At 44.9% G+C, this 11,758-nt stretch carries 10 protein-coding genes and 2 riboswitches; of the genes, 5 read left to right on the top strand and 5 right to left on the bottom strand.

Annotated features, from left to right (window positions below):
* Window positions 1–68 precede the first annotated feature (68 nt).
* Window positions 69–389: a YcgL domain-containing protein gene (locus M0N77_RS02935; RefSeq protein ID WP_353103385.1), complete on the bottom strand. Its 321-nt coding sequence runs from the start codon at window positions 387–389 to the stop codon at window positions 69–71.
* A gap of 239 nt (window positions 390–628) precedes the next feature.
* Window positions 629–747, top strand: a riboswitch (glycine riboswitch).
* Between the two features lie 69 nt (window positions 748–816).
* A riboswitch (glycine riboswitch) is annotated at window positions 817–976 on the top strand.
* A gap of 168 nt (window positions 977–1,144) precedes the next feature.
* On the opposite strand from M0N77_RS02935, the gene gcvT reads away from it, so the two are divergent.
* From gcvT to M0N77_RS02910, 5 genes are all read left to right on the top strand, one after another.
* On the top strand, window positions 1,145–2,329 hold the full coding sequence (gene gcvT, locus M0N77_RS02930; RefSeq protein ID WP_353103383.1) for a glycine cleavage system aminomethyltransferase GcvT: 1,185 nt from the start codon (window positions 1,145–1,147) through the stop codon (window positions 2,327–2,329).
* 115 nt (window positions 2,330–2,444) lie between these two features.
* Window positions 2,445–2,825, top strand: a complete 381-nt coding sequence (gene gcvH, locus M0N77_RS02925) for a glycine cleavage system protein GcvH (RefSeq protein ID WP_353103381.1) — start codon at window positions 2,445–2,447, stop codon at window positions 2,823–2,825.
* A gap of 250 nt (window positions 2,826–3,075) precedes the next feature.
* The gene (locus M0N77_RS02920) at window positions 3,076–3,798 is read left to right on the top strand and encodes a nitroreductase family protein (RefSeq protein ID WP_353105551.1); all 723 of its coding nucleotides are present in this window, start codon (window positions 3,076–3,078) and stop codon (window positions 3,796–3,798) included.
* An 81-nt stretch (window positions 3,799–3,879) separates the two neighbouring features.
* Window positions 3,880–6,777, top strand: coding sequence for an aminomethyl-transferring glycine dehydrogenase (gcvP, locus tag M0N77_RS02915; RefSeq protein ID WP_353103379.1), 2,898 nt, complete (start codon window positions 3,880–3,882; stop codon window positions 6,775–6,777).
* A 229-nt stretch (window positions 6,778–7,006) separates the two neighbouring features.
* Window positions 7,007–7,681, top strand: a complete 675-nt coding sequence (locus M0N77_RS02910; protein WP_353103377.1) for an alpha/beta fold hydrolase — start codon at window positions 7,007–7,009, stop codon at window positions 7,679–7,681.
* Here M0N77_RS02910 and M0N77_RS02905 read toward each other — a convergent pair.
* The 4 genes from M0N77_RS02905 to M0N77_RS02890 all read right to left on the bottom strand — a co-directional run bounded on the left by M0N77_RS02905 (window position 7,671) and on the right by M0N77_RS02890 (window position 11,667).
* The gene (locus M0N77_RS02905) at window positions 7,671–8,984 is read right to left on the bottom strand and encodes an HRDC domain-containing protein (RefSeq protein ID WP_353103376.1); all 1,314 of its coding nucleotides are present in this window, start codon (window positions 8,982–8,984) and stop codon (window positions 7,671–7,673) included. The genes M0N77_RS02910 and M0N77_RS02905 overlap by 11 nt on opposite strands.
* 125 nt (window positions 8,985–9,109) lie before the next feature.
* The gene (recR, locus tag M0N77_RS02900; RefSeq protein WP_353103374.1) at window positions 9,110–9,703 is read right to left on the bottom strand and encodes a recombination mediator RecR; all 594 of its coding nucleotides are present in this window, start codon (window positions 9,701–9,703) and stop codon (window positions 9,110–9,112) included.
* 285 nt (window positions 9,704–9,988) lie between these two features.
* Complete coding sequence (locus M0N77_RS02895) at window positions 9,989–10,318, bottom strand: YbaB/EbfC family nucleoid-associated protein (protein WP_353103372.1); 330 nt, start codon at window positions 10,316–10,318, stop codon at window positions 9,989–9,991.
* A 74-nt stretch (window positions 10,319–10,392) separates the two neighbouring features.
* The gene (locus tag M0N77_RS02890) at window positions 10,393–11,667 is read right to left on the bottom strand and encodes an O-succinylhomoserine sulfhydrylase (RefSeq protein ID WP_353103370.1); all 1,275 of its coding nucleotides are present in this window, start codon (window positions 11,665–11,667) and stop codon (window positions 10,393–10,395) included.
* Between the last annotated feature and the right edge of the window lie 91 nt (window positions 11,668–11,758).

Below are 11,758 nucleotides of genomic sequence, written 5' to 3'. Positions count from 1 at the left end.
CGCTAGTTTATCACGAGTTAAGATAAAGGTGCACTGACTATCAAGCTAAGCTACGAGAGTAGGTTTTATCAATCGTACTTATTATCTTGCGCCTCTTTCGCGCGCATCTCAGCTTGCCGGCGCATCACATCTTGTGGCGGCATTTGCACAAAGTAGCCTTGCGATTGTAGTTTGGTTAGTACCTCTGCTTTGTCTACGCGAGCAAGTTTTTCGGTATTGCCTAAATCTAAGTGCATAACGAACTGACTAGCACCTAGTCCTGCTCTAAAATCTTTGGGCAAAACACTTAGCCAGTCTCTAATCTCATCGGTATCATCAGGATAATCAGGACGAGCGATATAAACGTACATATCAGAGTGTTTGGGAAATTTATAAATATCACAATGCATCAGTGTCACCTATTTATTAAACGGTTATAAAACAATCCAAGTTATCAAAGCTTGTTAAGGTTATAAAAGCTATCAAAATTATTATTCAGTAGCCTAGCATAATTCGGCTAATTATCAGTAGTGACTTTTAGTTAGTAGATAGTTAGCCAAAAAAGACAGCTATAATCCACGATTTTAAAAATTAATTGCTATTAAAGGCGGTGATGCCTTGTAAAACAGCTATGAACCTTTCATAATAAAAGGGTATTTCAGGAGAGAGTTTTGTGATTAAGCCAATAAATAGCCATCAATGACCACACAACCACCGAAGGCGCATCTACCCTGCTAATCGCTCAGGTAAAAGGACTGAAAAACACATGCCTATTTATAGTCAAATGATAAGTTTGAATATTAGTCAAATAAATTATCATTAGCACTCATATCATGGCATAACAAATCTGGAGAGCGGCAAAGACCATTAGTGCTTTGCCCACCGAAGGGGAGAAAATAGGCTATCATGGCGACTATTACTTTTGCTTTAATAAAAGTGATAATTCATAGCTATATAGTCTGTTGAAAATCTCAGGTCACAGGACAGATAGGGCTTAAACACAAATTGACCATTAGTGTCTGTTTGTGTGGCTTTATTTTGTGTCACCCTTTATTGTAAGGTTTACATCTTGCATTTTTGTCTCTCACTATTGTTTAACTGCTCAATTTGTACTATTAAGAATTAATTCTCTATAGTCCAGATAGCATAAACACAAGGATTTGTTATGACCGATACCAATACTCAAAATACCGACTCTACAGCTAATCAAGCCCCTCAGCGCACGCCTCTTTATCAGTCGCATGTAGATAGTAATGGCAAACTTGTTGATTTCTCCGGTTGGGAGCTACCAATTCATTACGGTTCACAAATCGAAGAGCATGAAGCCGTGCGTACTGATGCGGGGATGTTTGACGTCTCGCACATGGTGGTGGTTGATGTGGCTGGCAAAGATAGCAAAGCTTGGTTACAAAAGCTGCTAGCTAACGATGTTGATAAGCTCAAAACGGTAGGCAAAGCGCTGTACTCGCCTATGCTTAATGAGCAAGGCGGTATCATTGATGATCTAATTGTTTACTTGATGAATGAAGATGAGACAGCGTACCGTATCGTCTCAAACGCCGCGACTCGCGATAAAGATATGGCGCAGTTCCATAAAGTCGCTGAAGGCTTCGATGTCACTTTGAATGAGCGTACTGAGCTTGCGATGATAGCTGTGCAAGGTCCTAAAGCGGTTGAGAAGCTTACGCAAGCTAAACCAAGCTGGGCGGATACTTTAGCAGCTCTAAAGCCTTTTGTGGGTGCTGATTTGACAGATATTGAAGGCCAAGATTGGTTTGTCGCGCGTACCGGCTATACGGGTGAAGATGGTGTTGAAGTCATTATGCATGGCAATGATGCGCCAGAGTTTTTTGACTTACTAAAGGATACTGATATCAAGCCTGCTGGCCTTGGCGCACGTGACACCTTGCGCATGGAAGCGGGAATGAACCTTTATGGTCATGATATGGATGATAATGTCAGTCCGTATGAGTGCAACATGGGCTGGACTTTAGCGCTAAAAGATGAGCGCGACTTTATTGGCCGTGAAGCCCTAGTAAGTAAACGTAAGCAGGCAAAAGAGGACAATACTGCGATGAAGCAGGTAGGTCTATTGATGACCAGCCGCGGCGTGCTACGTGAAGGGATGGAGGTCACTATCAATCAAGGCACAGATAATGAGCAAACCGGCATCATTACTAGCGGTACTTTCTCGCCTAGCCTAAAAAACTCTATCGCTATTGCCCGCGTACCCGCTAGCCTCTCAGAGGACGATAAAGTACAGATCGATCTACGCGGTAAAGGCAAATTCGTCGACGTGCGCGTACTGAAATTACCTTTTGTACGTAATGGTCAGCAGCAGTTTGACTAATATTATTTGGTTTAACTTTGCTTTGCCTGATATTATTGTCTTTAGCTTACAAAGCGGCGTTAATTGATTAAAGTGTTATTTATTACAAACCACCCTCTATTATTTGGAGAGAACCATGAGCAATATCCCAGCAGAATTAAAGTATATCGCAAGCCATGAGTGGCTACGTTTAGAAGATGACGGTACTATCACTGTCGGCATCACCGATCATGCCCAAGATTTATTAGGCGATGTGGTATTCGTTGAGCTTCCTGATGTTGGCGATACTATCGCTGTTGATGATGAGATCTCAGTCGTTGAGTCCGTCAAAGCCGCCTCTGACGTCTATGCTCCTCTTTCAGGCGAGATTGTAGCTATCAATGAAGCGCTTGAAGACGATCCTGAAATCATCAACTCAGACCCTTATGGCGAAGGTTGGTTCTTTAGAATGAAGCCTGACAATATGGAAGACTACGAAGCATTATTGACCGCTGATGAGTACGAAAGCGAGCTGTAATCTATCCTGATAAAAAGTAGATACTGGTGTGCTGACGTACATTGGTATCTATTTTAATTTTCAAAATCTATTCATCTTATCCGCCTCTCAATACTAAAAGTCGATACAAGCACTGGTGATACTAAGCCTTGACAATGCCTATAAGACTGGTATTACCCATAATACAAGCCCGGATTCTGATATGACTGCTGATATTGATAATAATCGTCAAATTCATCAAAGCGAGCAAACGGCTCAAACCGATTTGGCTATGCCTAATCATACCCCGCAGCTAGAGGCTTTTACGCAAGTGGTTGAGTCGCGTCGCTCCGTGCGCCGCTTTACCGATACGCCTATTCCAGATGACGTCATGGCAGACTGTCTGCGTCTGGCTATGCTTGCGCCGAACTCTAGCAATCTGCAGCCTTGGGAGTTTTATGTCATTGATAGTACTGACAAGCGCAAACGCGCGATCAAAAACTGTATGAATCAAAATGCCGCCAGAACCGCAGCGCGCCTGATAGCAGTGGTAGCACGTACTGACAACTGGCATGATAATGCTCAGCAAATCCTTAAGGAATATCCGGATCAGCCGGTACCCAAAAAGGTCAAAGACTACTATACCAAAGTGGTGACCTTAGACTTTTTACGTGGTCCTGTTAATGTGATCTCAGCGGCCAAATGGAGTGCTACCAAAGTCTTTAGACAAGTCAAAGGGCCTATCAAATCGCCCTACTATACTTTTGACGATATCAAAAACTGGGCTACTAATAATACCGCTTTGGCCGCAGAGAACTTGATGCTAGCGCTAAGAGCACATGGTTTTGATAGCTGTCCGATGGGCGGTTTTGATGAGCCGGCTATGAAGCAACTACTTAACCTTACCGATGACCATCATATCGTAATGATGATTGGTGCCGGCGAGCGAGCTGATAATGGTATTTATCATGAGCAGTTTCGCTTTAATCAACAGCAATCGGTACATTACGTTTAATTCTTTGGCTTTATTCTATTCATCTACTACTATTTTGTACTTTAATTTTGCGTCTCTTCTCAAACGCTAATAAGGACTGTCATGACTACTTCTCAAAAACCGACGTTCGATACTTTTAAAGGTTTATTCAATGAGTCTGAATTTGTATATCGTCACTTAGGCTCAAATGAAAGCAAGCAAGCTGATCTTCTAAGCGCAATTGGCTACCAAGACATGGCAAGCTTTATCGATGATACGGTGCCAGAGCCAGTACGCTTGCATAAAGACCTAGACTTGCCACTAGCCATGAGCGAGCATGCCGCTTTAGCTAAGCTACGTAAGATGGCGGACAAAGTTACTGTCAATAAGAGCTATATCGGACAAGGTTACTCGCCGGTGCGTATGCCCGCGGTTATTCAGCGTAACGTGCTTGAAAACCCAGGCTGGTATACTGCTTACACCCCGTATCAAGCCGAAATCGCGCAAGGTCGCTTGGAGGCTTTGCTTAATTTTCAACAAGTTTGTATCGATCTGACTGGCCTTGAGATGGCAGGCGCCTCCCTACTTGACGAAGCCACCGCAGCAGCGGAAGCGATGGCGATGTCTAAGCGCATGAGTAAAAGCAAATCAACGCAGTTTTTTGTTGATGAGCGTATCTATCCGCAAACTTTAGATGTCATTCATACCCGCGCCAAGTACTTTGGCTGGGAAGTCATCGTCGGTGACTTTGAATTAGCCAAATCAGGCGATTATTTCGGCGCTATCTTCCAATACGTTGGTAAAGAGGGCGATGTTCAGGATCTAACTGACGTCATCAGCGCAGTAAAAGAAAAGAAAACTTATGTCAGTGTGGTAAGTGATATCATGAGCTTAGTGTTGCTCAAGTCCCCTGCTGATATGGGCGCTGATGTGGCGCTAGGTAGCACGCAGCGTTTCGGTATTCCTATGGGCTATGGTGGTCCGCACGCCGCTTACTTCGCCTTTACTGATAAAGCCAAACGCTCAGCGCCAGGCCGTATCATTGGCGTATCTAAAGACGCGCAAGGCAATACTGCTCTACGTATGGCGTTACAAACGCGTGAGCAGCATATTCGCCGTGAAAAAGCCAACTCCAATATCTGTACCTCACAAGTGTTGCTAGCCAACCTCGCAGGTATGTACGCTGTTTATCATGGCCCAAGTGGCGTCAAGCGTATCGCTACCCGTATTCATGCCTTTGCGACTGCTTTTGCCAAGGTAATTAAGGCTAACGGTGAAAATAAACTTAGCGTGGTACATGAGCAGTTCTTTGATACTGTCGTCGTCGATTGTGGTTCAGAGCAGCTAGCGACAGAGATTTTTGAGAACGCGGATAACGTCGGCTATAACTTATGGCGTTTTGATGAGACCAAGATTGGGGTGGCTTTTAGTGAAACCAGTGACGAAGAGGACTTTAAAGTCTTAACCCAGCTATTTGTTAATAAAGCGCATGAGCTACCAGAGGCGGCTACGGTCTCATTAGATGAGGCGCATCTGCGTACCGATGATATCTTGAGCCATCCGGTATTTAACTCGCATCATACTGAGCATGAGATGCTCCGCTACCTAAAGTCTTTGGAAGATAAAGATCTGGCAATGAACCGCAGTATGATTGCTCTAGGCAGCTGTACCATGAAGCTCAACGCTACTAGCGAGATGTTGCCTATCACTTGGCCTGAATTTGCTAATGTCCATCCGTTTGCACCGCTCGATCAAGTCTCAGGTTATATTGAGATGATCGATAGCTTACAAGAGCAGCTCAAAGCCATCACCGGTTTTGATGATATCTCTATGCAGCCAAACTCTGGCGCTTCTGGTGAATACGCCGGTATTCTAGCCATTCGTCGCTACCATGAGTCCTTGGGAGAAACCAATCGCAATATCTGCCTAATCCCTATGTCGGCACACGGTACTAACCCTGCCACCGCTATTATGATGGGTATGGAAGTGGTGGTAGTCAAAACCGATGACAACGGTAACGTCGATATTGAGGACTTAACCGCGAAATGCGAAGAGCACAGCGCTAATCTAGGCGCGCTGATGATTACTTATCCCTCAACTCATGGAGTGTTTGAAGAAGGTATCCGCAAGATTTGTGACCTTATTCATAGCCATGGCGGTCAGGTCTATATGGATGGCGCCAACATGAATGCTCAGGTCGCTATCATGCAGCCAGCAGAGGTAGGTGCAGACGTGCTACACATGAACTTGCATAAGACTTTCTGTATCCCTCATGGCGGCGGTGGTCCAGGTATGGGTCCTATCGGTATGCAAGCACATTTGGCCCCGTTTAAGGCCAACCACACGGTTGTGCCAGTACACAACGCCCCAAATCAATGCTCAGCAGTATCGGCCGCTCCTTATGGTTCAGCGAGCATTCTACCGATCTCGTGGATGTATATCACCATGATGGGCCGTGATGGCTTACTTGAGGCGACAAACTTAGCGCTGCTAAATGCCAACTACGTCGCTGATCAGCTCAAAGACGACTATCCGGTACTCTATGCAGGCAAAAACGGCCGCGTTGCCCACGAATGTATCATCGATATCCGTCCGCTCAAAGACGAGACAGGCATTAGTGAGAGCGACATTGCTAAACGCTTGATGGATTATGGCTTCCATGCGCCAACCATGAGCTTCCCTGTTGCCGGTACGCTGATGATTGAGCCGACTGAATCTGAGTCTAAAGAGGAGCTTGATCGCTTTATTAGTGCGCTAAAATCGATCAAAGCGGAGATCATGAAAGCCAAATCAGGCGATGAGGGTTGGACATTAGAGGATAATCCAGTAGTCAATGCTCCGCACACCGCTGCTGTTATCACTAGTGAAGAGTGGTCACATCCGTACAGCCGTGAGACAGCCGCTTTCCCATTACCGTATATCCGCGCCAATAAGTTCTGGCCAAGTGTCGGGCGTATCGATGATGTTTATGGCGATAAGAACCTTATGTGTTCTTGCCCTAGCATCGAGAATTATATGTAGTCTTTAGCAAATTTAGTTTAAAAACAAACCTCCAAGTCAGCCACTGATTTGGAGGTTTCTGTTTTGGTTATATAAATAACGATTTAACCTTAGCCTAGCATAAGCTATATTTTGTAGAATAAAAGCCCTGGGCTAAAGCCCCAGCTTATGCCAAATTTATCATAATAAAAAGTAACGTGTCACTCTAACTATTAGCTTAGCGTTGTTATTAACTTTTTTGGAACCCTCTATGAGTCAAAAAAACCGCCTTATCCTTATTCATGGTCTACATCAATTTCCATTTATTATGCGGCCTATGGCCAAGCACTTGCAGATAGCAGGTTTTAAGACGCATACGTTTGGCTACCGCAGCATGCGCGACGATATCAAGACTAACAGCGCACGTCTAAACAGTTGGCTTGAGACTAATCATAATCCTAGCGAGCCTATCGATCTAGTGGGTCATAGCTTAGGCGGCTTAATAATTCGTGACTTTGTCGCTCACTATCCACAGTGGAGAGTTGGGCGTTGTGTGACACTCGGCACACCGCATAATGGTAGCATTAGTGGCGATTATATTTGGCGACTAGCGCCGATTATTGTTGGTAAGTCGTATGAGCAAGCTTTGGATGGCACGGTTGCGCCGCTGCCAGAGGGGATTGAGCTTGGCGTCATTGCAGGCAACAAAGCTCAAGGGCTCGGTCAGCCTATTTTGAGCTATCATAATCATAAGCGGCGTAAAGCGGACGGCTCAATAACCAATGATTGCTTAGCTCATGACGGCACTGTTTATGTAGCAGAGACTAAACTTGTAAGCGCCACTGATCATATCGTAATGCCAGTGACGCATACCGGAATGCTGATGAATAAAGAGGTGATTAAGCAAGCTATGTATTTTTTAGCAAATGGCGAGTTTAGACGCTAACGCCCATGCCCTGCTGTAATTCTGCTTTGTGCTCAATAATAATAGGTATTAACTGCTGAGTTACCCACTTATAACGCCAGCCTTGCAAACCCTCTGGCATTTCATTCAAAGCCTTGTCATAGGCGATGACTTCATATAATTGGCTGAGCCATTTTTTTCGCATCAACACATTGGCTGGTATAGCTGTTTTTTTTGCTTGTAGATCAATCTGTTGCTGCACCGCTTTAGAGAGTATCTTGTTTTTTGAGCGATAAGGCGCAGGTAAGCGCGGGGGCTGCTCAGCAGGATGCGTATCTTTGGCCTGTTTTATGACACCTAGTAGCTCCTCACCATAGAGTCTGAGCATACTACGGTGCATAGTAGTCTTGTGCGCCAGCTCGCGCATAGTATTAGGCTTTTCAGTGACAATCTCTCGTACCGCTTGTTTTTTTATAATAAAGGTACGCGGCTGATTGGTCGCGCGCGCTAGCTGTTCGCGCCAAGTCGCCACTGCTTGTAGTATTGCCATTTGCTGCGAGGTATAACGATAATCCGCCATGGTTAGGTACATCTCTTCATCGGCAACCTGCTGGGTTTCATAAAGCTCATAAGCATAAAGCTGACAATCATCCCAAACATAGTCATACAAACCCTGCTTTTTTAGCTCATACTCCAAGCTTAAATACAGCGCTGGCAAAAAGCGCACATCATCTATCGCGTACTGCTCTTGCTCCTCTGACAAAGGACGACGTAGCCAATCAGACTGGCTATGTTCCTTATCAATATGCATATCTAGCTGATCATCAAGCGCTTGCTGATAGCCCATTTGCAATTGCCCCGTTAGATAAGCCAAAGCAATTTGCGTATCAAAGATATTGGTCAATGGCGGACAACCTGATAGCAAATAAAAAATACCCAAATCCTCACCACAAGCATGCCAAATCGCTACATCCACTGCAATGAGAGCTTGCCATAATTCTTGTAATTGTAGCCTTGGTGCATCCAATAAATAAATATGATCGCCGACGTTAATTTGCACCAACGCCAGACGCGGATAATAAGTATCACGCTTGATAAACTCCGTATCTAAAGCCACCCGTCCGCAGCTCTCTAACGCTGCAATGACCGCTGTCAGTTGCGATTGCTCTTTGATCCAAGTGACTGGCAGCTCATCAGCGCTATCAAGCAAAGCATCAATATCAGGCTCGACAGGCAAAGCATCGGACGGATTAAAAGTCGCGGCTACGGACTCATCGTCAATAGTAGCCCTATCATCTTGAGAGATTGGCGCTGTTGCTGTTGTTGCTAAAGAAGGGCTTGACACGGGCAGATACCTGCTAAATTAAGAAAAGTTTGTAATAAGATTTATGATAAAAACTGGTAAGTATAACAATAATAGCTAGCAAACTGCGGTTTTAGCAAAATTACTAACTATAAAGCATTTTAATATTATAAAAAGGAGCGATTTTGCAGCGCTTGACCCAGCGTCATGCTATCAAGGTATTCAAGCTCGCCGCCCATCGGTACGCCTTGTGCTAGGCGCGTAATCTTTTTGACATGGCGAGTTACCGCTTCGCTAATAAAGTGGGCGGTGGTCTGACCCTCAACGGTGGTGCCTGTAGCTAGTATCAGCTCCTCTACCGGCTCTTCTTTGACGCGCCATACCAGTTGATCAATATTAAGATCATCAGCGCTAATACCATCAATAGGCGACAGATGACCGCCCAACACAAAATACAGACCACGATAACCCGCCGTTTGCTCGATAGCCATGACATCAGCGGCGGTCTCAACTACACAAAGCTGAGTAGTATCGCGTCTTGGATCTTGACACAACGGACAGATACTCTCATCACTAAAGCTGTGGCAGCGCTGGCACTCCACAATCTCACGCATCGCTTCATCCAGCGCTTGCGCGAGCGCCATACCTTGGGGTCGCTTTTTGGTTAGCAGATGCAAAGCCATACGCTGAGCACTTTTTTGACCGACACCTGGCAGGACACGTAATTGTTTGACCAGTTGATCGAATTTGGCAGTAAGCAAATTATTATCCTTTCACTGTTATAAAGAAGATTCTGCGAGGCTGGTATAAATTTTTTGCAGCCTCTGTCAGTCCCGAAACGCATAGACACAGTACGCCAGAAAAATTTATACTAGTCTCTCTTACTAGTGTTGCTACTTTATAGAATATTGACACTATAAGTTAGATTCTAGTGATAAAAATGGGGTCGTATCATCGCGATAACAACCCCATTTTTTGACTGCTAAATTCAATATTTATAAGCTTTTTGTGCTAATTAACCCTATTAGTTAACTTTATATAAAAGCTTAGAACATACCTTGCATACCAGGTGGTAGACCCATGCCTGAGGTTGCGCCTGCCATGGTTTGTTCATACAGCTCATCGGCTTGACGAACCGCGTCGTTGACAGCAGCAGCGATGAGATCTTCAATCATATCAGGCTCATCATCAAGTAAGCTTGGATCGATAGTGATACGTTTGACCACATGGCGACCGGTCATAGTGACTTTGACAAGACCACTGCCCGCTTCGGCCTGTACTTCTTTGTTAGCAAGCTCTTTTTTGGCCGACTCAACATTGGCTTCAACTTTCTTTTGCATGGTTTGTGCTTGTTGCATTAAAGCTTGAATATTCATAATAGTCTCTTCTTCTTTATAATAAAAAACGGGTATAAAAACAGTAAAGCATGGAGCTGATTATAACGTTATCTTTACAGACTGTCTAAGCCGCGTGCCAAATCTTTGATAATATCTTCAGCATCTTCAAGCCCAACTGACAATCGTAGCAGACTATCATTAACGCCTGCCTCTAAACGCGCTTCGGCAGTCAAACGAAAATGAGTAGTAGTCGCTGGATGGGTAATCGTGGTCTTAGCATCGCCCAAATTATTGGTAATGGAGATCATTTGCGTAGAGTCAATGACGTGCCAAGCAGCAGCCTTGGCATCATCTGACTCAGTGGCTTTGACCTCAAAGCCCATAATCGCGCCAAACCCGTCCTGCATATGATGCTGGCGTTTGGCAAGCTTGTGCGCGGGATGATCTTTTAGGCCAGAGAAATGTACTTGACTTACCTTAGGATGATTGACCAAAAACTGCGCCACTTGATTGGCATTGGCGCAGTGCGCCCTCATTCGCAATTTGAGCGTCTCAAGCCCTTTGGTAAATACCCAAGCATTAAAGGGACTCATACTTATACCGCCTGAACGCACGACGGTAAAAGCCTCTTGCATTAGCTTATCACTACCGACAAGCGCGCCGCCTAAGACACGGCCTTGACCATCTAAGTATTTGGTCGCCGAATGAATCACCACATCCGCGCCCAAATCAAGCGGACGCTGAATAGCAGGAGAGGCAAAGCAGTTATCCACCACCAGTAAAATATCGTTAGCCTTTGATAATTCACTCAAAAAACCAATATCACAAATTTGCGCCAGCGGATTACTGGGGCTTTCACAATAAATAAGCTTAGTATTTGGCTGCACCGCCGCCGCCCAAGCGTCATTATCAAAGCAATCGACGTAACTGACTTCTACGCCAAACTTGGCCATATAATTATTAAATAGGCCAATGGAGGAGCCAAAGAGTTGATTGGCCGCTAGCAGATGATCGCCGGCTTTTAGATAAGCCAAACACATGGTCAAAATAGCTCCCATACCTGAGGCAGTCGCCACGGCGCGCTCGCCATTCTCAAGCGCCGCTAAACGCCTCTCAAAGGTGCGCACACTAGGATTGGTATGGCGCGAGTAGACATTACCCGTCTTAGTACCATCGAAATGCGCTGCTGCATCACTAGCTGAGCTATAAACATAAGAGCTTGTGGTAAAAATAGCTTCTGAATGCTCGCCTTCATCGGTACGGTGTTGACCGGCACGCACAGCGATGGTTTGCATACCATAATCAAGACTCAAATCTAAGGCATCTGAGCGCCAATTGCTATCCAAACCATTATCGTCATTATTTTGCTGCGTTGATGTTTGGCTCATAGTTGTTCCGTAGTAAGAGTTAATTCTGTGGTGACTGTTATCTAAAGGATTATTAATGTAGGGGCTAGCCATGGCTTTAGGCTGCACAATA

It is taken from the genome of Psychrobacter sp. AH5 (genome assembly GCF_040371085.1).
GTDB lineage: Bacteria > Pseudomonadota > Gammaproteobacteria > Pseudomonadales > Moraxellaceae > Psychrobacter.
This window is presented reverse-complemented; position numbering and strand designations above follow the sequence as displayed.